This window comes from Reichenbachiella carrageenanivorans, from assembly GCF_025639805.1.
Classification (GTDB): domain Bacteria; phylum Bacteroidota; class Bacteroidia; order Cytophagales; family Cyclobacteriaceae; genus Reichenbachiella; species Reichenbachiella carrageenanivorans.
The window spans coordinates 889,910-914,227 of record NZ_CP106735.1 but is presented as its reverse complement, the minus strand read 5'-3'; the positions used below and the strand labels follow the sequence as shown (position 1 = coordinate 914,227).

The 24,318-nt window shown below is 41.5% G+C and carries 19 protein-coding genes and 1 pseudogene; 17 read left to right on the top strand and 3 right to left on the bottom strand.

All coding sequences use genetic code 11. The features are described 5' to 3' along the window. Positions 1 to 10 precede the first annotated feature (10 nt). Positions 11 to 1,501, top strand: coding sequence for a cysteine--tRNA ligase (gene cysS / locus N7E81_RS03530; protein WP_263051901.1), 1,491 nt, complete (start codon positions 11 to 13; stop codon positions 1,499 to 1,501). Here cysS and N7E81_RS03525 read toward each other — a convergent pair. Further along, positions 1,489 to 3,432, bottom strand: a complete 1,944-nt coding sequence (locus N7E81_RS03525) for a monovalent cation:proton antiporter family protein (RefSeq protein WP_263051900.1) — start codon at positions 3,430 to 3,432, stop codon at positions 1,489 to 1,491. The genes cysS and N7E81_RS03525 overlap by 13 nt on opposite strands. A 95-nt stretch (positions 3,433 to 3,527) precedes the next feature. Between N7E81_RS03525 and N7E81_RS03520 the strand changes: the two genes are divergently transcribed. From N7E81_RS03520 to N7E81_RS03485, 8 genes and pseudogenes are all read left to right on the top strand, one after another. Beyond that, positions 3,528 to 4,436 carry a TIGR01777 family oxidoreductase gene (locus N7E81_RS03520; RefSeq protein ID WP_263051899.1) on the top strand — a complete coding sequence of 303 codons (909 nt, stop codon included), beginning with the start codon at positions 3,528 to 3,530 and terminating at the stop codon, positions 4,434 to 4,436. Between the two features lie 84 nt (positions 4,437 to 4,520). Further along, positions 4,521 to 5,246, top strand: a complete 726-nt coding sequence (locus N7E81_RS03515) for an LOG family protein (protein WP_263051898.1) — start codon at positions 4,521 to 4,523, stop codon at positions 5,244 to 5,246. A 7-nt stretch (positions 5,247 to 5,253) separates the two neighbouring features. Then, positions 5,254 to 6,195, top strand: a complete 942-nt coding sequence (locus N7E81_RS03510; RefSeq protein WP_263051897.1) for a lytic transglycosylase domain-containing protein — start codon at positions 5,254 to 5,256, stop codon at positions 6,193 to 6,195. Further along, positions 6,195 to 9,063: pseudogene (gene uvrA, locus N7E81_RS19375) on the top strand (excinuclease ABC subunit UvrA). Before N7E81_RS03510 ends, uvrA begins: the two are co-directional and overlap by 1 nt. A gap of 38 nt (positions 9,064 to 9,101) precedes the next feature. Continuing rightward, positions 9,102 to 9,842, top strand: coding sequence for a rhomboid family intramembrane serine protease (locus tag N7E81_RS03500; RefSeq protein ID WP_263051896.1), 741 nt, complete (start codon positions 9,102 to 9,104; stop codon positions 9,840 to 9,842). Between the two features lie 104 nt (positions 9,843 to 9,946). Next, positions 9,947 to 11,281, top strand: a complete 1,335-nt coding sequence (locus tag N7E81_RS03495) for an NAD(P)/FAD-dependent oxidoreductase (RefSeq protein WP_263051895.1) — start codon at positions 9,947 to 9,949, stop codon at positions 11,279 to 11,281. A 146-nt stretch (positions 11,282 to 11,427) separates the two neighbouring features. Next, entirely contained in the window at positions 11,428 to 12,465 is a 1,038-nt protein-coding gene (locus N7E81_RS03490) for a sensor histidine kinase (RefSeq protein WP_263051894.1), read from the top strand. 1 nt (position 12,466) lies between these two features. Further along, positions 12,467 to 13,189 carry a LytR/AlgR family response regulator transcription factor gene (locus N7E81_RS03485; protein ID WP_263051893.1) on the top strand — a complete coding sequence of 241 codons (723 nt, stop codon included), beginning with the start codon at positions 12,467 to 12,469 and terminating at the stop codon, positions 13,187 to 13,189. Here the strand turns inward: N7E81_RS03485 and N7E81_RS03480 are convergent. After that, positions 13,186 to 13,530, bottom strand: coding sequence for a hypothetical protein (locus N7E81_RS03480; RefSeq protein WP_263051892.1), 345 nt, complete (start codon positions 13,528 to 13,530; stop codon positions 13,186 to 13,188). The genes N7E81_RS03485 and N7E81_RS03480 overlap by 4 nt on opposite strands. A gap of 124 nt (positions 13,531 to 13,654) precedes the next feature. After that, complete coding sequence (gene hemW / locus N7E81_RS03475) at positions 13,655 to 14,779, bottom strand: radical SAM family heme chaperone HemW (protein ID WP_263051891.1); 1,125 nt, start codon at positions 14,777 to 14,779, stop codon at positions 13,655 to 13,657. Between the two features lie 26 nt (positions 14,780 to 14,805). Between hemW and N7E81_RS03470 the strand changes: the two genes are divergently transcribed. The 8 genes from N7E81_RS03470 to porM all read left to right on the top strand — a co-directional run bounded on the left by N7E81_RS03470 (position 14,806) and on the right by porM (position 24,314). After that, positions 14,806 to 16,494 (top strand): BamA/TamA family outer membrane protein, encoded by a 1,689-nt coding sequence (locus N7E81_RS03470; RefSeq protein ID WP_263051890.1) that lies wholly within the window; start codon positions 14,806 to 14,808, stop codon positions 16,492 to 16,494. A 45-nt stretch (positions 16,495 to 16,539) separates the two neighbouring features. After that, the gene (locus N7E81_RS03465; protein WP_263051889.1) at positions 16,540 to 17,565 is read left to right on the top strand and encodes an MraY family glycosyltransferase; all 1,026 of its coding nucleotides are present in this window, start codon (positions 16,540 to 16,542) and stop codon (positions 17,563 to 17,565) included. A gap of 22 nt (positions 17,566 to 17,587) precedes the next feature. Then, positions 17,588 to 18,679: a DUF4271 domain-containing protein gene (locus N7E81_RS03460; protein WP_263051888.1), complete on the top strand. Its 1,092-nt coding sequence runs from the start codon at positions 17,588 to 17,590 to the stop codon at positions 18,677 to 18,679. A 32-nt stretch (positions 18,680 to 18,711) separates the two neighbouring features. Then, positions 18,712 to 19,497, top strand: a complete 786-nt coding sequence (locus N7E81_RS03455; protein WP_263051887.1) for a uroporphyrinogen-III synthase — start codon at positions 18,712 to 18,714, stop codon at positions 19,495 to 19,497. Between the two features lie 107 nt (positions 19,498 to 19,604). After that, a complete protein-coding gene (locus N7E81_RS03450; RefSeq protein ID WP_263051886.1) occupies positions 19,605 to 20,573 on the top strand; it encodes a PorP/SprF family type IX secretion system membrane protein in 969 nt (322 codons plus the stop codon). A gap of 186 nt (positions 20,574 to 20,759) precedes the next feature. Next, on the top strand, positions 20,760 to 21,818 hold the full coding sequence (gene porK / locus N7E81_RS03445; RefSeq protein ID WP_263051885.1) for a T9SS ring complex lipoprotein PorK/GldK: 1,059 nt from the start codon (positions 20,760 to 20,762) through the stop codon (positions 21,816 to 21,818). A 40-nt stretch (positions 21,819 to 21,858) separates the two neighbouring features. Further along, positions 21,859 to 22,692: a type IX secretion system motor protein PorL/GldL gene (porL, locus tag N7E81_RS03440; RefSeq protein ID WP_263051884.1), complete on the top strand. Its 834-nt coding sequence runs from the start codon at positions 21,859 to 21,861 to the stop codon at positions 22,690 to 22,692. Between the two features lie 35 nt (positions 22,693 to 22,727). Further along, complete coding sequence (porM, locus tag N7E81_RS03435; RefSeq protein WP_263051883.1) at positions 22,728 to 24,314, top strand: type IX secretion system motor protein PorM/GldM; 1,587 nt, start codon at positions 22,728 to 22,730, stop codon at positions 24,312 to 24,314. The last annotated feature ends 4 nt before the right edge of the window (positions 24,315 to 24,318 follow it).

Genomic DNA, 24,318 nt, shown 5'->3' with positions numbered 1-24,318 from the left:
ACCATCATCCATGCTGAAAGATCTTCGTATCAATAACTCCCTTTCAGGGAAAAAGGAATTATTCGAGCCTATCCATGCACCTCATGTGGGGATGTATGTCTGCGGGCCTACGGTCTATAGCGATGTGCATTTGGGTAACGTCCGTACTTTTTTGAGTTTTGATGTGATTTTCAGATACTTGATGCACCTTGGGTATAAGGTCAGATACGTACGAAACATTACGGATGTAGGGCATTTGGTCAATGACGAAGATGAAGGCGAAGATAAAATTGGTAAAAAAGCAAAACTCGAAAACCTAGAGCCGATGGAGGTCGTGCAGCGCTATACGCAGGATTTTCATCAGGTCATGGCCATGTTCAATACCTTGCCTCCGAGTATAGAACCGTCGGCAACAGGACATATCTTAGAGCAGATCGAAATGATTGAGCTTTTGATAGAAAAAGGACTGGCTTACGAGGTAGAAGGGTCGGTTTATTTTGATGTAAATGCTTATCAAAAAGATAATGACTACGGCAAACTTTCGGGTCGAAAAATAGAAGAGCTACTATCCAATACTCGCACACTCGACGGACAAGAAGAAAAACGGAATCCTGTGGATTTTGCCTTATGGAAAAATGCATCGCCAGAGCATATCATGCGGTGGAATTCACCATGGGGGGCAGGTTTTCCTGGTTGGCATTTGGAGTGCACCGTAATGGGCAAAAAATATTTAGGTCAAACGTTTGACATTCATGGTGGAGGGATGGACTTGAAATTTCCGCACCACGAATGTGAATTGGCACAGTCGGTAGGGGCACATGGTACAGATCCTGTGAAATATTGGATTCATACCAATATGCTTACCGTGAATGGGCAAAAAATGAGCAAGTCTCTAGGTAATTCCTTTTTGCCAAGAGAGTTATTTGCAGGAGACCATCCTCTCTTAGACAAGGCGTATAGTCCAATGACTACTAAGTTTTTCATGCTGCAATCTCATTATGCGAGTACTTTGGACTTTTCCAATGAAGCCTTGGGCGCAGCACAAAAGGGCTACCGCAAATTGATGAACGGGCTAAAAACATTAAGGAGTATGTCAGCTGAAGGCATTGTTGCCGCTGATCCAAATGAAAAGGCAATTCAGCAGATCAACAGTCTTTGCGACAATTGCTACCGTGCCATGAACGACGATTTTAATACGGCATTGACTATTGGCCATTTATTCAATCTCTTGAAAAAAATAAACTCCATTCATACTGGTGCTTTGAGTATCGCTGAAATTGGTACCGACACATTCATCCGAATGAAGGAAACATTTGAAGGCTTTATCTTGGATGTTTTGGGGCTAAAAGAAGAAAATAATGTAGATGCCGATGGCCTAATCAGTGTACTACTGACGATATACAAAGAAGCTAAAGAAGCTAAGGACTACGGCAAAGTAGATGAAATCCGAAATAGCCTAAAAGCACAAGGTGTAGTGCTCAAAGACATGAAGACGGGCATCGACTGGGCTTACGAAGAGTAGTTATCAAATTTTAACTGCATTACATCTAAGCTCTCTGTAGACCCTACGAAAGTCACTACATCACCTACTCTTAATCGCGTGAAGCCGTGGGAAATAATCATTTGCCCCCCACGGTGAATAGATAGAATCAGTACATCTGATGGTAACCTGAGATCGCGTAGCGTGATGCCGTGCAAACTTTGATCCTGTAGCTCCAGGTCTCTGGTGTCCTGACCTGGCTGCATTCCCAATAGGAGAGAAGTGGCTTGAGGTGATCGGACGTAGTGATCGAGCAAACTGACAATTGCTGTAGACGGGTCTACCACTCTGACCCCCAGAGCCAAAAATTTATCATAATACGAACGATCACCAAGCCTGACAATCATGTCTGGTGTGCCAAAATGCTTGTAAGCCAATTCACAGGCTTCTAGGTTTCTTCGGTCGGACATGAGACATACAATGGCCTCTGACTTATCGGCATTCATGGCTTTAAGTGTATCGAGATCCACTTGTTCGATATGTCTTAAGACAATGCCATCAGGCACTTCTATTTCTTTGGGTTTTTTGCGAGTCACGATTTGAACTTGCCATCCATTGTTCATGAGTTGGCGAGCCAAAGAAACGCTTTGAGATTCATAGCCAAAAATAATAGCATCTCGTACGCCATCGAATTTGAATGATCCTTTGTTACGATTTTCACCCGCTTTGGTGATTGCGTATTTAAACAGTGGCGGCCCTACGATCTCATTGATCACGACTATGGCTATGATGAAGGCTGCAAAGTCGGGCCCAAAAGAAGGAAATTCATTGGAAACCACGGCAGTCAACCCTAGTGCTACTCCAGCTTGAGTGACATATGGCATCCAACCTACATGGATTTGTGGCCATGGATCTTTTGCCATCACTCCTCCAAAGTAATTGCCTGCCATGATGGACAACAACCTGATGAAGAAAAAAAGTAAAGCAATCAAAGAAGCGTCCATGAGCGCATATAGCGAAAGGGAAGCCCCAGTCAAAGTAAAAAAGGCTGCATAGATCAGCGGAAAAGTTTTGTCCAGAATGGATAGAAACTCAGGTCGGTTTTTGGTGTAATTGGCCACATAAAAACTCGCTATGATACAGATAATCAACGGCTCGATGGTAAAGGCATGAGACATAAACCCGGTTGAGATATCTTGTATGTAGAGTTTTATTATATATACCGAATAGCCCAATGCAACAATGAGGATAGATTTGACATAGCGTCTGATTCGAAACGAGATAACGATATTGAGTACTTTGCCTAGTAGAAATCCTATGCCTAAAGACACGGAAATTTCAACCAAGAGGAAGATAATACTGATGTAGTTGAAATGATCTCCACCAGATAAGCTAACCGCGAATGACATGGCCACCGCAAAAAGAATGATGACGAAAAAATCGGTCAGTACGGTTACACCCAATACTGTTTGTGTCAAAGGCCCTTTGGCACGTAGCTCGTTGATGATGGCAATGGCACTAGTAGGAGACCGTGCTACGAATATAGCACCAGCTAATAGCGAAACACTCAACCGGGTGCTGAAGTCTGTATCTGCAATAAATGGGATCAGGTCAGACAGAAAGAAAACCGAGAGACCTCCAAAACCAAAAGTAGCGACCAGTTGACTAATGGTATTCCATTTGATGCTTTTGAACCGTGAACGCAGTTCCCTCAAGTATAACTCAGAGCCTGCAGCAAAGGCAATGAATGCCAACGCAATTTCATTGATAAAATTGAGCTGGTGCGAAGATTCCTTGGGTACCAAATCCAAAATATAAGGCCCTGCTAAAACACCAGTGGCCAAAAAACCAGTGATGATAGGCAAATTAACCCTCTGGAAGAGGGGTGCAATGCGAGATGCTGCTATACAAATCACAGCAAACCCTAGACTCAGTACGATGAGTTGCTGATATGACTCAAAAGAAAAGTTCATTAACTGGTGTTTGGTTTCGACTAAATTCTAAAATAGTCAATAACTTTAAAAGGGTCAGTTTCTGACGCTTTTTTCAACATTAAAATTTGATTAGAATGCATGTATTAGTCACGGGAGGCACAGGATTAATTGGACAGCGACTGGTGGGGTACTTACGGTCGTTGGGTATGCTCCCGAGGCTCGTAAGCCGTACCGAACAACTTTCGGCAGAGTCGCCGCAGTACAAATGGAGCTTGCAGAATGGATACATAGACCCCAGAGCCTTGGATGGAGTGGAGGTGGTTATCCATTTGGCTGGAGCCAATATAGCCGAAGGTCGCTGGACGGATGCTCGAAAAAAAGAGATCGTAGACAGCAGGATACTTTCTACCCGATTGCTCTACGACGCCATTGAAAAAATGGAGAAGAAACCCAAAGCGCTGCTTTGTGCATCGGCTACTGGTTATTATGGCTTTAGAGATTTTGAATATGTGTCGGATGAGGAGGATCGATCAGGAACCGATTTTCTGGCACAGGTATGTGTTCAATGGGAGACGGAGGCCGATCGTTTTTCTGCACTAGGTATGCGAGTGGTTCGGTTGCGTACAGGGTTGGTGCTAGATGGTGCTGGGGGTGCGTTCCCAAAGATGTTGCTACCTGTTCGCTATTATGCAGGTGCAGCTTTGGGGTCTGGACAGCAGTATATCAATTGGATTCATTGGCAAGATTGGTGTGGAGCTGTAGGACACTTGATCGAGCAGCAAGAGCTATCAGGGGCTTTCAATTTGGTGGCACCTTTCCCCGTAACTAATGACGAACTGACTCGTTTGATAGCGAGAGCTATTGAGCGCCCATTGTGGCTACCCAATGTGCCAGCATTTATCTTCAGAGGTTTGCTGGGCGAGATGTCTGCGGTGCTTCTACAAGGGCATAAAGTATCATGTACAAAACTTCAAAATTCAGGTTATCAATTTAAACACCAGTTAGTGAAGGAGTCGCTTAGCGAATTGTTAAGTCAGGATTGAGGCTTTGGCCAATTATCTCTACCTTTGCCGGCTTGGCATTTTTTGAAACCATAAATATTTAATAACCAACGAATAAGAAATAAGATGGGAGACGGATCTAAGAAAAAAGCACATGTTGAAAAAATAAAAAAAGCCTTTAAAAATCGAAATTGGAATGAAATTAAAAGTGCAGACTCATGGGTGATCTTCAAGGTCATGTCGGAGTTTGTAGAAGGCTTCGAAAAACTGGCTAAAATTGGCCCTTGTGTATCCATTTTTGGATCGGCTAGAACACAGCCCGATCACAAGTATTATCAAATGGCCGAGGAGATCGCAGCCAAGTTGGTCCGTCATGGATATGGCGTGATTACGGGTGGAGGTCCTGGTATCATGGAAGCGGGCAATAAGGGCGCTCGTAGTGAAAATGGTAAGTCTGTGGGGTTGAATATCGATTTGCCATTCGAGCAAAACAACAACATCTACATAGACCCAGAAAAGTTGATCAATTTCGATTATTTCTTTGTGAGAAAAGTCATGTTTGTGCGTTATTCACAGGGCTTCATCGTGATGCCAGGCGGATTTGGTACGTTGGATGAAATGTTTGAAGCACTAACCTTGATTCAAACCAATAAGATAGAAAAATTTCCTATCGTATTGGTGGGCAAGGACTACTGGGGCGGATTGGTAGATTGGCTCCAAGAGGTATTGGTCAAAGAGAAAAACATCAACGCAGAGGACATGAAGTTATTCCATTTGGTAGAAACCGAATCTGAGGCTGTAGCTGTTATTGACGATTTTTACGATCAATACAAATTGTCTCCGAACTTCTAAACACAGCATGTTAAAAAAGCACCAATATTTTTTAGTGGGATTGTTGATTGGAGGCGTAGGTATCTATGTGGCTGATCGTGTGTTTACCAGAGATTTCGATACTACTGTGCAGACGGTGGCTATATCTGAGCCAGAGCCTGTGGTGGAGATCAAGCAAAACAATCATGCCATCAAAGGATATCCCGTACCTGAAGTCATGACATTTGCTGGCGAAGCGGTGCCGCTCGACCGAATGGATGTAAGAGAGCGGTTGGATCGAGAACTTCAAGTCAACGCCTTTTGGCATTCCAATTCCATCATACTGATCAAAAGAGCCCAACGTTGGTTGCCACTTTTGGACTCTATCCTAGCAGCCAACGACGTGCCTACGGATTTTAAATACTTGGCAGTAGCCGAAAGCGGACTGGCGCAAGTAGTCTCGCCCGCCCAAGCCGTAGGTTTCTGGCAAATTATGAAGGGCACAGCAGGAGATTTTGGTTTGATTGTCAACAAAGAAGTGGATCAACGTTACGACCCTATTCGTTCCACAGAAGCTGCCATCAAATATTTGAAAAAGGCGTATGAGAAATTTGGGGACTGGGCACTCGTGGCTGCTTCGTACAACATGGGTATGAGTGGTGTGGCTAAGGTGCTAGAAAATCAGCGTGCAACTTCCTACTACGACATGGTAATGACCGAGGAGCCCTCAAGGTATGTGTTCAGAATTTTGGCACTCAAAAATATGCTTGAAGACCCTACAGCTTATGGGTTTGAGATAGACGAAATTTATACCCCCGAACCTATAGAAAACATTACAGTAGAGGCCTCGATTGCCAATTGGAACGATTTTGCCGAAGCGCATGGTACCAATTATTACCAATTGAAAAGACTCAACCCTTGGATCAGAACGTATGATATGCGTGTGAAGCAAGGCCAAAAATTTGAAGTAAAAATACCAGCAAGAGAATAATGGCAAAGGCAGTACAAGTAGAAGAACCCACCATTTTGGATTCGCTAGAAGGAGAGCATACGGATTATATAGAAGTATATGGCGCCCGCGAGCACAATCTCAAAAACATAGATGTAAAATTTAAACGCAATCAGCTGGTTGTGATCACAGGTATCAGTGGGAGTGGTAAGTCTTCGTTGGCTTTCGACACCATCTATGCCGAGGGGCAGCGTAGGTATATGGAGAGCTTTTCTGCCTATGCGCGTAGCTTTATGGGCGACATGGAGCGACCCGATGTAGACAAGATCAACGGACTTTCTCCTGTCATTTCTATCGAACAAAAGACCACCAGTAGAAACCCACGATCTACGGTAGGCACAGTTACAGAGGTTTATGACTTTATGCGATTGTTGTTTGCTAGAGCAGGTATCGCCTACTCTTATGTGACAGGAGAGAAAATGGAAAAGCAGACCGAAGAGCAGATCTTCTTTCATGTATTGTCTTTTTTCGAAGATCAAAAAATTTCTATTCTGGCACCAGTAGTCAAAGGTCGAAAGGGTCACTACAGAGAGCTGTTTGTGCAGATCGCCAAGATGGGTTATACCAAAGTTAGGATTGATGGCGAGCTGCAAGACCTCGTGCCCAAGATGCAAGTAGATCGATACAAAACGCACGACATAGAAATCGTGATCGATCGAGTGCAAGTACGAGACAAAGACAAGATCAGAATCAATGCTTCGCTCAAGACGGCCATACAGCAAGGCAAAGGCATCATGATGATTTTGGATGAGCAAGGCGAGATGCATCACTTCTCCAAAAACCTGATGGATGCCAAGTCGGGGCTGGCCTACGACGATCCCGCTCCCAACAATTTTTCATTCAACTCGCCCTATGGCGCTTGCCAATGCTGCAACGGACTGGGGGTCATAGAGAAAATTGAAAAAGAAAATATCATCCCAGACGATACTTTGAGCATCAGCAGAGGAGCTATTTTGCCTTTAGGCGAATTCAGAGACATTTGGATATTCAAGAAAATTGAAGCCATCCTAAAAAGGCACAAATACAGTCTGACTACTCCGATCAAGGACATCAAACCTGCTGTGCTCGATGTGCTGCTATATGGAGAAGACGAGCCTGTAGCCGTCAGCTCCAAAAAATATCCAGGGCACGGAGTGGAATACTGAGTTTGAAGGGATTGCCAATTTCTTGGAAAAACAGAAAGATAGCGGCACTGAAAAAATTCAAAAATGGATCAAGGATTTCACCACTACCACGACTTGTCCAGAGTGCGATGGTGCTAGGCTCAGAAAGGAATCTTTGCATTTCAAAATAGCAGATAAGAATATATCTGAATTGGCTCGATTGAATATCAATGATTTGACGGACTGGTTTCATGACATAGAAGATCGATTGACGGAGCGCCAGAATATGATCGCTGTAGAAATCCTCAAGGAGATTCGAAAACGATTGGGTTTTCTGTTGGATGTGGGGCTAAACTACTTAGAACTCAACCGACCACTTCGGACTTTGTCTGGCGGAGAAGCGCAGCGGATAAGGTTGGCTACTCAGATCGGAACGCAGTTAGTAGGTGTGTTGTACATCCTTGATGAGCCGAGTATTGGCCTGCATCAGCGAGACAACGTGAAGCTGATCAAAGCACTAAAAGACCTCCGTGATTTGGGTAATACCGTGATCGTAGTGGAGCACGACAAAGACATGATGCTAGACTCAGACTATATCATAGACATAGGGCCAGGTGCTGGGCGTCATGGCGGACAGGTGGTTGCAGAAGGCACTCCAGCCGAGTTTGTCAAAAAACCAACGACTACATCTGGTTACCTCAATGGTCAGCTAACGATAGCCGTGCCAGACAAAAGAAGAGAAGGTAATGGTAAAAAAATAGAGCTGAAGGGTGCTACTGGTCACAACCTGAAAGATGTGGATCTCATTTTGCCTTTAGGCAAAATGATCTGTGTGACGGGTGTGTCTGGTAGTGGGAAATCTTCGTTGATTCATGAGACTTTTGTACCCATTCTCAATAAGAAATTTTACCGATCGAGGAAAGACCCCTTGCCATATAAAAGCATAATAGGTACAGATGAGGTGGATAAGATCATAGAAGTGGATCAGTCCCCTATTGGGAGAACGCCGAGGTCGAACCCAGCTACTTATACGGGTGTATTTACAGATATTCGAGCATTGTTTTCTCAGTTGCCAGAGTCTAAGATCAGAGGCTACAAGCCTGGCCGGTTTTCATTCAATGTGAAGGGTGGGAGATGTGAGACGTGTGAAGGTGCGGGAATGAAGCTGGTAGAAATGGACTTTTTGCCAGATGTGTACGTGCCGTGCGAAACGTGTAAAGACAAACGCTACAATCGCGAAACGCTCGAAGTAAGATTTAAAGGCAAGTCGATCTCCGACGTGCTCGACATGACGGTAGAGCAGGCCGTAGACTTTTTTGAGCACCAGCCGAAAATTGTACGCAAAATTAAAACTTTGAAAGAGGTAGGGTTGGGTTATATCACACTGGGACAGCATGCCACCACTTTGTCGGGCGGTGAGGCACAGCGCGTCAAATTGGCCACAGAGCTGTCGAAAAAAGATACTGGCCAGACGTTTTATGTGCTCGACGAGCCTACCACAGGCTTGCACTTCCAAGACATACAGCATCTACTCAATGTGCTCAATATTTTGGTGGAAAAAGGCAATACAGTCATGATTATCGAACACAATCTCGACGTGATCAAGATCTCGGATCATGTGATCGATCTAGGTCCAGAAGGAGGCCATGGCGGAGGGCAGATCATAGCCGAGGGTACACCAGAGCAAGTGGTGAAGATAAATGCGGGTTACACAGCCAAGTTTTTGGCGGAGGAATTATCATCTTAAAATATTTGGCCTATTTTGGCGGCTTTGAAAATTGAGGAATGGCAGAGACTAACAGGACAACCCACAGAAAAAAACATACTGGCGAGCAATTGATCCCTTATCAGTGGTTTTGGACTAATGTGTATGGAGAACGCATGGAATTTGGGGAATGGGTGAAGTCCAGACCATTTACGCTGCTGTATTTGGTTGTGGTTTGGTCTATTATTGCTGCTTTGGGTTTTGCGTCTACGCGCAATTGTGACGAAACCTGGCAGCTGGCCTTTGCCTGCGATCGAGCCATATGGATGATCAAGATGGTCACTGAGCCACTCAATTATGTCATCAGTTGGTTTACCGCTCCGTTTTTTCATAACGGGCTGGATCACATTCTGTTCGTGACCATATTCGGATTTATGATGCCCGTACAGTCATTCGAAGTGCAGCACGGAACCAAGGCTACTGCCATTATCTTTTTCGTGTCCTATATTTTTGTGGGTGTCTTTTTTGGTACCATGTTCAATATTGGCATCGCTTATTGGCCAGATATTTCCTTTTTCCAGTTTGGCTTTGAACGTAACTGGATGGGTGGATCTGTTGGGTTTTATGCTTTGATTGGAGCATTGGCATATATGAGTAGAAAGCCGTGGGTACTGCTCGGATTGATTGCTTGTTTCGAAACTATCAATCTTGCAGTAATCGGCATTGATGTCCACATTTCTTTCATTCACGTGATGTCGGCCACAAGTGGATTTATTACTTGTATGTTGCTGAACAAAAAAGACTTGCTGAAAGCGAATTAATTATCGTTTTTCTATTCGTTAATTATTATTATTTAGTTTAAAATTTCTGAACTTCGCGTCTTCTAAGATCGTTAGATTTTAAAGTACTCAAACCGTATAAAAACATGGTAGGCGAAAGTGGGGAGATCAAAATTCCTCAATCAGAATTACCCAGATTAGTAGTAGTAGGTGGAGGCTTTGGAGGCCTCAGATTTCTTAAAAAACTAGACACCTCACAATTTCAAGTAGTATTGCTCGATAGGTATAACTATCACACGTTTCAGCCCCTCCTGTATCAGGTAGCCACGGCTGGATTAGAGCCGGACTCAATAGCTGGGCCGCTCAGGAAGAGTTTTCAAAACAGGAAGAATTTTTACTTTAGGATGGCCACGGTCAGTAAGATAGACGGTGAAAATCAGATAGTAGAAACCAATATCGGGAGTGTGAAATATGACCGACTGGTATTGGCCTGTGGGTCGTTGACCAATTTTTTTGGTAATGACGATTTCGAGAAGAAAAGTTTTCCTCTTAAGCAAGTACCGCATGCCCTCAACTTGCGTAGCCAAATCTTACAAAATTTCGAAAAGGCGGTACTCAAGACCGACGAAAATGAGATGCAGCGCCTGATGAACTATGTGATTGTAGGCGGAGGGCCTACTGGCGTGGAAGTAGCTGGTGCGCTGGGCGAATTGAAAAAACATGTGTTGCCGAAAGATTTCCCAGAGCTCAATCTCAACAAGATGCAGATTTATCTGATCGAAGGGCAGGAGCGATTGCTCGGTGCGATGTCGGAATATTCCAGCAGGAAGGCATTTGACTATCTCAAAAAATTTGACGTCAATATCTATGTAGGCAAAGTAGTAAAAGCCTTTGATGGGGAGACGGTCACACTCAACGACGGTATGCAGATTCCTAGCGAAACGCTGGTATGGGGCGCAGGAGTGAAAGGTAATGCGATCGAAGGACTGACGCATGACATCACTCCCGACAAGCGATTTAAAGTAGATGAGTATAGTCGTGTGGTGGGCTTCGATAATATTTATGCCATTGGAGATGTGGCCAGTATGATGGATGAAGATCATCCGAGAGGCCATCCCATGCTAGCCCCTGTGGCGATACAGCAGGGACAGCTTTTAGCCAACAATCTAAATGGCTTGTCTAAAGGCAAACCTTGGAAAGCGTTTAAGTATTTGGACAAAGGAACCATGGCTACTGTAGGTAGAAACAAGGCAGTGACCGAACTGATGGGTAAATTCAAGTACGGAGGTTTTATGGCGTGGCTTACTTGGATGTTTGTGCATTTGATCCTTATCGTAGAGTTTCGTAGCAAGATCGTGATCTTTGGCAATTGGCTTTGGAATTATTTTACATACGATCGTGGTACACGCCTGATCATTAGACCATTCGTAAAAGCCAAGGCGAGGAAAAAAGCAAAACCAGAACCATTAGTAGAGGTATAATATTCTCAATTAAGGCTGTCTCAAAAGCTAAATGAAGGTGAATGGAGATTTTGAGACAGCTTTTAAATATAGCCATAGACCTTCTTATATCACCACTGGTCAAATCATAGTAGCCCTATCGTTGGGTTTCTATATTTTTGACAAATATGCAGATCACAAAGCAGCGTGCCTATTGGTTGTGCCAAATTATTGGATGGTCCTTTTGGGGCTTGCTCAATTTTAGTGTGCTTTTGCTACAAAGCCGCAAGGTCACTTCCACGGATTTTTTTGGTGCAGTATTTCAGGTCGTATTTTATATTGGTTCGACTCACTTCCTGCGTGTTCAGATCAAGAAAAAGGAGTGGTTTGCTTTTTCTTCAATTCAATTGATTCCTCGTATTTTGATTTCCAACCTTGTTTTAGGGTTGGTCAACTATGTGTTGCTACTTTTGGTATCTTATCTGATGGGCACGCTCATTATGTCGGTGGAGCTAAAGCCTATCAATATGTTGTTGAGTATTTTGGGGCCTACCTCCATGTATTTCTTGTGGTCGCTAGTGTATTTCACGTATCATTATTTTGAGGAGTACAATAAGTCTTTGCAGTATCAGGCTGTAATTAGGGACACCGAACTGAATAATCTGCGTGCTCAACTCAATCCACATTTTATATTCAATGCCTTGAATAGCATTCGGGCCTTGGTAGATGAAGACCCTAAAAAATCTAAATCGGCGATTACTCAATTATCTAATATTCTAAGAAATTCACTTCAAGTGGATAAAGAAAAGCTCGTTTTGCTCCAAGACGAAATGGCCACCGTAGAAGATTACCTCAGTCTTGAATCGATCAGATATGAAGAACGTTTACGGGTAGAACTAAATATCAGTGAACGGACATATAAGATAAAAATCCCACCCATGATGATTCAAACCTTGGTCGAAAACGGAATAAAGCATGGTATTTCAAAATTGAAGTCTGGAGGCACCATCAACGTGATGAGTAGAATAGAAGGAGATTTTCTAGTTGTTCAAATTAGAAATTCGGGTGTATATTTAGAAAATAAACCAACCAAAAAGAGTGGGTATGGGCTGGTCAATACCCAGAAGAGAATAGAACTGATCTATGGAGACATGGCTCGGTTTTCAATCAAAAACGAAACTGAAAATACCGTATTGACTGAACTCGTTTTACCCAAAGGATATTAGTATGAAGGCAATTATAATAGACGACGAAAGACTGGCAAGAAAGGAATTGACCTCACTGCTGGTTGAGTTTCCAGAGATAGAGATCGTGGATGAGGCGGTCAATGTGGACGATGCGATTGAGAAAATAGAGAAATACGAACCTGATCTGATTTTTCTTGATATTCAGATGCCTGACAAGACGGGATTCGAATTGCTGGAAATGCTAGAAAAAACACCTTTGGTCGTATTTACTACAGCCTATGATCAATTTGCGATCAAAGCTTTTGAGTTCAATGCCTTGGATTATTTGCTTAAGCCAATAGATGCTAACCGACTGTCAGATGTAGTAAGGAAAGTGCTAAGTCAGACTGTTAAACCTGTGGCTGTCGCTGTAGAAACTTCCGAAAAACTCAAATCTACGGATCAGGTTTTTGTAAAGGATGGGGAAAAATGTTGGTTTGTGAAGTTGGAAAATATTCGTTTGTTCGAATCTGATGGCAACTATATCAAAGTGTTTTTTGATGGCTTTAGACCCATGATTCACAAGTCTCTCAATGCACTGGATGAAAAACTGGACGACAAATCCTTTTTTCGAGCCAGTAGGAAGCATATCATCAATTTGGGTTGGGTAGAGTCGATTGAACCATGGTTCAATGGTGGCCTTATGGTACAGCTCAAGGGAGGAGAAAAAGTAGAGGTAAGCAGAAGACAGGCGTCGAAATTTAAGGAACGAATGAGTCTCTAGCCCTCGCGGACACGCTCCATCAATTCGGACTGAATGTCCCAGTCTTTGGCCAGGTTGATCATGGCGGTGGCCTCCATTTCAGTCATATATCCTTTTTTGTGATTGTCTTGCCATACGGCAATGAGATGATCGAGCTTTTGCTCTTTGGGCAGTACGCCAATTACTTTATTTAAGAATTCGCGGGCACGCTCGAAGGCCGACAGAAAGTCTTCGGCAATGAAGGCATTGGCCCAGTCCAACTCCCGATGGGCATCATATTGCATGGCACTTTCTTCTAATATGGCTTTTTCGTCTTCGTCCAAACCATGATAGTGAAATATCAACGATTTGAGTAACATCATTGCCCTTTTTTCTTGTTTCGTCATATTTAAATGCCAGCTCATTTCTGCGTGTTCATAAATAGTCAAACCTTTTGGTAAGTACTTAAGTCACGCCACAATTTTTCTTTATAAATGATGAATATAGTCAGATTATCAGTTTTTCAGTAATGAAATCGGCAAGTAATTTACCATGAGTAGTCAAGCGAACAAAATCTCCGTTGGTTTCTAACATTTTCATCTCTACGAACTGATCTATTTCGGAAGCCCTCTCTCTCAAAAGGTCAAACCCAGTAGTTGATAGGAGTAGTTGATGGTTCACTCCCTCTATCAGCCTGAGTTTGGTGAGGAGATACTCATTGATTTGGTCTTCGGGGGTTAATTTCTCTATTGAGGTAGGTAGTTTTCCTGCTTGGATTTGTCGAATGTACTTGCTGTTGTGTGCTAGGTTGAATTGTCGCTCTTCGCCATTGTATGAATGTGCGGCGGGCCCCAATCCTAGATACTTTTTACCATGCCAATAGGAAGAGTTGTGTTTGGATTCGAAACCTGGCAAGCAGAAATTAGAGATCTCATACTGCACATATCCAGCAGCCGAAAGCGTAGTCATGATGAGCTCTAAATGCTCCGCAGCGATATCCTCATCCATGGGCTTGAGCTTATTCTGTTTTTCCCATTTGCCAAAGACGGTGTCTTTTTCTATGGTTAGGCCATATATAGATATGTGAGGTGTTTTTAATAGAAGTGCTTGCTCAAGGTCTTTTTTAAGGCCAGCTGTTGATTGGCTGGGAGCTCCAAATATGAGGTCGATCGAAAGGTTTTTAAACCCTAAAGCTTGGGCTTGCTGTACGCACTTCGTGGCCATGTGGGCATCATGGGCGCGATTGAAGTAAGTAAGTAAATCGTTGTCGAATGATTGAATGCCGATGCTTAACCTGTTGATGCCTGCTTTTTTGAGAGCCGTCAGTTTGGCTTGACTGAGGTCGTCAGGGTTGGCTTCTAGTGTGATCTCTGCGCTTTCGCTAATGTTGAAATTTTGGCGAATGCCTGCCAAAGTAGAGACTAGTTCTGCACTGCTTAGCATGGATGGCGTGCCGCCACCGAAGTAAATGGTTTCTACAGTTTCTGCTCCGAGATAATTTTTCTGTATTTCAATTTCCTTGAGGATAGCCTCGATTAAATCTGATTTGGTGTTTAGATTGGTGGAAAAATGAAAATCACAGTAATGGCAGGCTTGTTTGCAGTAGGGAATATGGATGTAGATACCAGCCAAGTCGTTAGAATTATTTTGAGTCGCTAATGTATAGAGTATTTGGAAAACATGTGGCTTCTTTTTTTCTGGCGATAGGGGTAGCAAGTATTACTTGGGCACAACCTATTGCTTACACGGTGGTATATGAAGGAGTGGATCAGTCCTATGTGCCTAAGTGGTCGAGGATGGATAGCTCTGAAATCAGATTGGCCAATAAGGCAATGATAGAAGAGCTTAGAAGAGATGGCTATTGGCTGGCTAGTATAGATTCTAGCTTATTGGCAGTAGATACGATACGTTTATGGGTGTATCAAGGCCGTGCCTTCGAGGCTGTAGCTATCACCATTATGGATGATCAGGAAGTAATGGGCGGCTTGTCACGCTTTCCGAAAATAAAAGTGAATCAGGAAGTGATTTCACCTGATCAGGTTGTCTCCGAAGCGCATGAGGTTTTAAAGTATTTAGAAGCCAACGGATATCCATTTGCCACCTTGGAACTAGAAGGACCTGCTAAAGTAGAAAATGGCTTTTTGGAAGTAGAGCTCAGGCTTGATCTGGGTACGCAAATCACCTATGATAGTTTGGCTGTGAATCCACAGGGTCTGGTGAAACCAGTATTTCTAAGTAAATATTTGGGTCTTGATTATGGCAAAAATTATGATGAAGAAGATTTGGCTAGAGTTGAAGATAAAATCCAACACCTTCCATTTTTGTCTTTGGAGAGAATGAGTACTTCTTTTCAATTAAAAAAAGCACGCGTAGCTTTAGAACTGATGCCGCGTAAAGTCAATTATTTTGATGGAATATTAGGGGTGGTGCCTGAGGCAGATGGAGAAGGCCTAGAGGTTACGGGTGAGTTGGATTTGAGTATCAACAATTTGTTTCAGTCTGGCAAAAAAGTGGAAGTCAACTGGAAAAAATTGGAGCCAGGTTCGCAGCAGTTGCATGCGAGTTACCTGCATCCAATATTGTTAGGCTCGCCGTTGGACTTTTATTTTTCTCTAGATCAGATTCGACAAGACACGGTGTACTCGAATCGGTCACTACAGTTGGCATTCGACTACCGCCCGTCGAAGCGAGTAAGTATGCGAATGAGTTATGAAAGTCTATTAGGAAACGAATTGGATGATCAAACAGGGGCTAGTGGTGATTTTAATATTGATTATTATGGACTGGCAGTCACTTGGTATAAGCTCGATCGATGGCTTCAACCCAAAGATGGTTTCAAAACACAATGGATCACTAATGTTGGGAGAAAGTCTGTGAGCACTATAGGTTCGTCTATACCCGAGTCTACCCAATATCGCTTGCAGGTGATATTAGAAGCGTATAAGCGGATTTCTCCAAGGTCAGTGTTGTACCTGTCATCTCAAAATGGAGTGATATTTAACGATTATCTGTATCTCAATGATTTGTATAGGCTGGGTGGGCTAAAAACGATAAGAGGTTTTAATGAATTAGAATTTTTTGCTTCTAAGTATGCACTGGTAAATTTGGAGTGGCGATATTATCTGGATGCGGCTTCTTACTTAGTAACGTTTTATGATCAGGCTTTTTTGTCTTATGACATTATTTACGGCAGCTATTCTGATCGTCCAGCAGGGTTGGGAGCAGGTATGCAATTCGCCACTGAACGTGGAAATTTCAAAATACTCTATGGTTTGGGCAAGCGGGATGGAGAGTCGTTTTCGTTTGCCACATCTAAAATACATTTTGGTTATACAGCCATTTTTTGAAAAGGTATTGACTTTGACTTACTTTGAGCAAAATTCAACTCGCACATGATCGAATCCATACTGATATTTTGTTGGGCACTTCTGATTTCTATGTTTTCTATACCCACTATTATCAGTGTGGCACATAGTAAACGGATCCTCGACGAGCCAGATTTTAGAAAGTTTCACGACATCGATACACCGCGCTTGGGTGGGTTAGCCATTTTCGCTGGATTCATGACTAGTGTGGCCATTTTTGGACAGATGTCATTGGGTATTCAGCAGTTGCTAGCTGGGAGTTTGATTATATTTTTTGTTGGGGTCAAAGATGACATCAACGGTGTATCAGTTTTTAAAAAATTCTTTGTGCAAGTACTGGCCGCTGGCATTGTGTTGTTTTATGCCGATGTTAGAATCTCCAGTTTTCAAGGTTTTATGGGGGTTTATGATCTTGAGGTAGGAATAAGTTATGCTTTTAGTTTTTTGGTGATTCTTTGTATCACTAATGCGGTCAATTTGATCGATGGAGTGGATGGTCTAGCAGGCTCTATTGTAGTAGTTATTTGTATGACCTTCGGCGTTTATTTTTACTCCTATGGAGAAGAAAGTTATGCCTTTGTTTGTTTTGCTCTAACGGGTGCTATGGTTGGTTTCCTTAGGTATAATTTGCTTAATGCCAAGGTTTTCATGGGAGATACGGGGGCATTGGTTAGTGGATTTATTATAGCTATTCTAGCTATTCATTTTATAGAAATGGATAAAATAGCTTCGGCACCAGCGATTGCCATTAGTGTGCTTTTTATTCCTATTTTCGATACGCTTAGAGTATTTACGATTCGAGTATATCGTGGCGTTTCTCCATTTATGCCTGACCGCAACCACATACATCATTATCTTTGCGACATGGGATTATCTCATCTTCAGGTTGTGTTTGTTTTGATTATAATCAATTTAAGCGTAGTTGGGTTTTGTATTTTCTTTTCTCATTTAGGTAATTCTACCTTATTACTAATCATAGGTGCTTTTGCTGTTTTTATTAGCACAGTTTTGGAGGTTTTAATCAATAAAAGAAGAGCACAGTTAGATGTGTAAGAGGGTTGTCACACTAGTTTTTTTGTGGGGATTATTATTCCCGATAACTAGTTATTCTGGTGATGTAGAACTTAAAAACCTGCGTTGGAATTGGGAGGTTTTCGATGAAGACGAAGAACTTTATGTGCCTTATTTCAAGCAGTCTAAAACAAACGTAGTTCGTTTTGAAGTAGATCTGAAAAAATTCAGTGGGGCATATCTCAAACTCACTTTTCCAGAGCAGCACTTTGTATGGATTCAACGCGAACTGGTTTATGGAAGTGAAGTGTATCAGTCCGTCTATTTGTCATTGGATAGCTTGCATCAAGTCTATAGGGAAAACCGAATTTATGTTGCTATTCATAGTCAACAGCTCAATGCTTCTATGATCACTACCCAGATAATTAAAAAAGAAAAAGGGGAGGAAAATGCCGTTGCTCAATCCTCTTTTCTAGTGCGAGGAGGACATAAAAAACTGGATTTGTTTATTATCATCTCTATGGTCACTATGTCTTTGGTTGCCTTACTTAGAGCATTCAGTTTTAGGTTGTTCAAAGAATATTTTTCTGTAATAAAAGCCATACAAGTACGACAAAACTTTGATCTTATAATAGCCCACTCGCCCATGGCTTGGCCTAATATCGGTTTTGTGGTTTTCTATGCCTTATTAGTAGGGAGCACAGTGATTAACATTGGCCTGTTTCACCCAGACTTTTTCTCGTCTTTTTCTTTTTACTCTGATGGATCAGGTATGGTCAAGGTAGGCCTAGAGGTTTCCGTGTATTGCTTTGTGTTGATATTGTTTAAGTTGATAGTGGTATCCATCAATACCCAGCTGTTCAAAATCAAAAAGGTTAGGCTCATTCACTTTTTTGCCTACTTTAGGCTTTCATTGATCATTGCCACAGTTGCATTTTCGCTTAGCGTAATCAATGGTATTTTTGGTGGATTAATCCTCTCAGAACATGCTACATTTATAAAAATAATTGTCCTTTTATCTTGGATAGGACGCCTTATTCTAATCTTTTTTGTTTTAAATAAGATTTATACTTTTCGAAAACTTCATTTATTTTCTTACCTTTGCAGCACGGAATTGATCCCTCTGTTACTATTCTTTAAGATTTTCTTAAAATAGTTACATAATAGTTTTCAAATAGGTCCATTGGAATGAGCGAAGAATTATTGATTGAAGACAAGGCTAGACTAAAGAAAGTATCAAGTATTCTGGTTTCTCAACCAGAACCTGTAGGTGATAAGTCACCGTATTTCGATCTAGCTGAAAAGTATAATATTAAGATTGACTTTAGACCCTTTATCCAAATCGACCCAGTCGACATAAAGGAGTTTAGAGCTCAGAAAATAGACATTTTGAAGCATACGGCAGTGATTTTCACAAGCCGAAATGCGGTTGATCATTTCTTTAGATTGGCTGCAGAAAGCAAGGTGGAAATACCCTCTGATATGAAATATTTTTGTATTTCAGAGCAGACAGCCAACTACCTGCAGAAGTATATCGTTATTCGAAAAAGAAAAATATTCACAGGTTCTAGAACGGCCAACGAATTGATCGAAGTGTTGAAAAAACACAAAAACGAGAAATACATATTCCCTTGTTCTAACATTAGAAAAAATGATATCCCTGACTTTTTAAACTCAAATGGGTTTAACTGTACAGAAGCGATCATATACAAAACAGTGGCGAGTGACCTTTCTGATTTGGCTGATGTTAATTATGACATCATTGCTTTTTTTAGTCCTTCAGGGATCAATTCATTATTGGTGAATTTCCCAGATTTCAAACAAAACAATACTCGAATTGCTGCTTTTGGACCTACTACGGCTCAGGCAGTGAGAGATGCTAATTTGATTCTTGATATTGAAGCGCCATTGCCTAATGCACCATCAATGACAGGAGCAATAGAGCTTTACATTAAGAAAGTAAGTAAGAATTAAGACCATAGTTCGACTTATTTGTATTGAACTAGATAAGGGTATTTTCAATTTTTGATTATTATTACATACTACGCCATTAGATTGGCGTCATTGTAATTACAAACCCTATGTGGAGATCCTTAATTCTTATTCTTGTCATTGTTGCGTTTGGGTATAAATCCATAGCGCAGCAGGATCCGCATTTCAGTCAATATATGTTTGCAAAGTCCTATTGGAGTCCTGCGCTAACAGCATTGGATGGCAAAGGGAGTGTCAGTGTCATTAGCCGAGCACAGTGGGTGGGTTATGAACCCACGATCGAAAATGATGGCGGCGCCCCATCTACACAATACTTGAATTTTTCAACCCCTGTCTCGCTTAAAAAAATACCGCTAGGGGTAGGGATCAATGTTCTATACGATAAGGTAGGCCCTATCAATACTATAGAAACGCAGGTGTCTCTAGCATATCACAAGCGTTTGAATCGGGGTACGATTAGTTTTGGCATTCGGCCTGAGTTGATCAATCGTACATTAAGTGGTGACCAGCTCAGGTTTGTGGATGGTTCAGACCCTTTCAATTCTCAAAAACAGGAGTCTCAAATGGTAATAGATTTAGCTTTTGGCGTAGGCTACTCAACCGAGGAGTTTATTTTAGCGGCAGGGGTCAATCATTTGCTTCAGCCAGAAATGAACTATTCCCTATCTGGAACAGGCGATGCGGATAACAAGACAAGTATGATATACAATCTATATGGAGAGTATAATTATCGCTTGACTTATAATGTTGATCTTACGCCGTCTATTTTGGTGACATCAGATATTAATACTTTTTCGATTGATTTGAGTGTCATTGCTACCTACAACCAAAAACTTTGGGGAGGGCTGTCATACCGGAACAATGAGGCCTTGACCTTACTTATGGGGTATTCGTTTTTGGAGAACAATCAGCTAAAAGCTGGGTATTCATTTGATTACATAATCAAAGAGCAATCTGCGAAGCAACCTACATCACATGAGATTTTCATTAGATATGATTTGCCCTCGATATCTACAGGGGCAAAAAAGATCATACGCACACCAAGATTTCGATATTAAAACTATAATTAGTTGTTAGAAAACCGTGGGAAAGAAAGTGCTTTTCTTATTTTAGTGGCCTGAAATAATTTTTGTTCGAGATTTAAGGTATCTTGAATTGTAAAGATTATATTTATGGTTTAAACCGTGCAATATATTTTGTGTATACTTGTTATGTTAAAGTATGAATGTTATAAATTTTGTGTTATGAATAAATTTAGTGTAAGCCGAATTTTTTCGTTCCTTTTTCTATCTATTGTTCTTATTGGTACTCAAGGCTGTAGTATAGCCAATATGTTTGGCGGCAACAAAGGTCAAGCTGTGGATACCAATGGTGAATTGATAGGAGCTCAAGGACGAGAAGGTTGGGAAATGAGCCGGCCATTCGGTATGGTAGCAGTTCCTCCGGGGACATTCCATATGGGACAGGCAGATGAAGATGTAGCTGCTACTCAAATCAACTACAACAAACAGGTGACGATCGGTCCTTTTTATATGGATGATACGGAAATCACAAATAATGAATATCGACAGTTTGTAGAAGACATTACCGAAGGATCAGAGACTGATCTTCCAGAAGGATTCGTTGTGGAGGACTTAGTTCCGGATTCTTCTGTTTGGGTAAGAGACTTTACACATCATATGGGAGACCCAATGATGGTATACTACTGGTCACATCCAGCTTTCGACCACTATCCAGTGGTAGGGGTTGATTGGGAAGCTGCGAAGTATTTTTGCAAATGGAGAACTGATCATTTGAATAATTTCAGAGCTGATCGTGGACTTTTTCCAATGCCAAATTTCAGGTTGCCTTCAGAGGCAGAATGGGAGTATGCAGCAAGAGGCGGTAGAGATATGAACAAATACCCCTGGGGTAGCCCATATATCAGAAATAAGAAAGGTTGTCTTTTGGCGAACTTCAAGCCTGGTAGAGGTAACTATTTCGATGATGGATTTGCTTATACATCACCTGTAGGTACATTCTTTGCCAATGATTACGGACTATATGAAATGTCAGGTAATGTAGCCGAATGGTGTGAAGATGCATTTAATCCTTCCGCAATGCCATTGGTTTGGGACTTGAATCCAACGTATTTTGATGATGATGAACCTAAGAAAGTCATTAGGGGCGGGTCTTGGAAAGACATTGCTTATTATCTAGAGACAGGGACAAAAACTTACGAATTTAAAGACTCGACTAGAGCGTCTATTGGATTCCGATGTGCAATGACACATTTGGGAAGATCTGGTGGAAACGAATTTTAATTATTAAAACTGTATTAAATAACCTAAAATATTAAATAATATGAGTGCGAAAAAAGGTGGATTTAAAGAGCTTTTGTTTTCAACAATAATGCCTAAAGTTTATGGCATTGGAGCTGCCGTAGTAATTGTTGGTGCCATGTTTAAAATCCTTCACTTGCCAGGTGCTAGTGAGATGCTTACCATTGGGTTAAGTACTGAGGCAGTTATCTTTTTCTTAAGTGCATTTGAACCAAAGCATGCAGAGATTGATTGGTCTAAAGTTTATCCAGAATTGGCTGATGATTATGACGGTCCTAAAGCTCAACCACGTGTAGCCGCTCCTGCAGCAACTGGCGGAGTATCACAACAAATGGATAAAATGTTGGCAGATGCCAATGTAGGTCCAGAATTAATTAAAAGTTTAGGTGACGGCATGAGAAATATGGCAGAATCTGCTAAGAAAATGTCTAACCTAGGGGATGCGTCAGTGGCTACAAGTGAATACGCAACCAACGTAAAAACAGCATCAAAGTCACTCATTGAAATGAACAAATCATACGCTAGTACTGCATCATCGATGACAGATATGGCGAATGCTTCAAAAGACGCCTCAGAGTATCACTCACAAGTGAAAAATGTAACTAAAAACCTAGGGGCACTAAATGCAGTTTATGAAATGGAATTGCAAGATGCGAATAGTCATGTGAAGGCTATGAACAAATTCTATTCTAATGTGACGTCTGCAATGGAGGGTATGGCAGAAGCTGCAAAAGATACCGAAAAATTCAGATCTGGAATGACTAGTTTGAATACCAACATCACTTCATTGAACAAAATTTATGGAAGCATGTTGGCAGCTATGAGAGGTGGGGGAGATACTTCATCAGCTAAATAAGTTAAATAATTTTTTAACCTTAAAAAGCGAAAATTATGGCTGGAGGTAAACAATCCGCAAGAGACAAGATGATAGGCATGATGTACTTGGTACTGACTGCCTTATTAGCTCTGCAAGTAAGTAATAGCGTTCTTGAAAAATTTATTTTCATTAACCAAGCTTTTGAAGCTACGAATGAAAATAAAATCAGTAACAACGCTAAAAAAGTAGAAAGTATTCAGCAAACGGTTTCTGATGCTGGAAATAGAGAAAAGGACTTAGCTGTTCTTACCAAAGCTCAAGAGGTTCGTGCTTCTACAACTAAAATCTTGAAAGAGATTGAAGCATATAAAGTAGAACTAGTAGCAAGAACGGGCGGGGTCACCGAAACAGGTGTGTATATTGGTCAAAAGGATATTGATGCTTCGTCTGCGATGTTTGTAACTGAAAAAGAAGGTGATAAACTGAAAGATAAATTGAATGGTTATTCAGATTTTTTAAGAACAGTAACTGGAGACGAATCTATTAATGATATTGCTAAGGACGCAAAAGATATTTCCGTTTTTAAAGACGATCCGAATCAAAACACAAAAGGGTTTTCTGAGTTAAACTTTGGTAGTAGCACACCAATGGTTGGTGCATTAGCTTCGCTTAGCCAATTTCAATCTGATGTCATCACAGAAGAAACTAAGGCTTTGGAAAACTTGGCTCGCCAAGTTGGTGCAGAAGATTTGAAGTTTGATCAAATTGTACCAATGGTGAAACCACAGTCTAAAGTGGTTGCTGCAGGAACAAAATATGAAGCTGATTTATTTATTGCTGCTTCTTCATCTTCTGTTACGCCAACGATGACAGTAGACGGTGAGGAAATAGAAGTAATAGGCGGAATGGGTAAAGTATCATTTACTGCTACTCCAGGCAATTATGATAAATCGGGAAATGCTACAAAATCTTTTATTGGAGCAATTAGCGTGAAAATGCCAGGAGGAAGAGATACTACTTTTGTAGATACAATTGAGTATATCGTTTCTAAACCAGTGATGCAGATTCAATCAGCATCTGTTCAAGCACTTTACTTGAATTGTGGTAACGAATTGGATGTACAGGTGCCTGCTATGGGAACGGCTTATAACCCTTCTTTCAATACCAAAGGAGGAACTAATATTAAGGGCTCTCAAAAGGGTGAAGTTGTAATTATCCCGAATTCTGCTAAGGTGACATTGAGTGTGTCAAGCAATGGCAACTTAATTGGCACTCAAGATTTTAAAGTAAAAAGGATACCTAAGCCAGAAATTGTTGTTTATGAGAAAGGTGGTCCAGTTAATTTGAAAAGAGGGGTGAAAGGTGCACCAAGATCTTTGAAATTGGCAGCTGAGCCAGATGAATCATTTGCGCAATTCCTACCGAAGGATGCCAAGTTTAGAGTGGCTGAGTCTGAAGTAAACTTAGTAAGAGCTGGAAGATCTGTAGGTAGTGTGAGACCTAAAGGTCCAGATTTGAATTTGTCATCTTTGGCTTCGCAAGCGCGAGCGGGAGATGCATTGGTGATTGAAGTGAAAAAAGTGCAGAGAAGGAATTTCAAAGGAGATATCGAAAATTTCTCAAACTTTGGACCTAAAATCATCACGATAAGAATAAACTAAACAA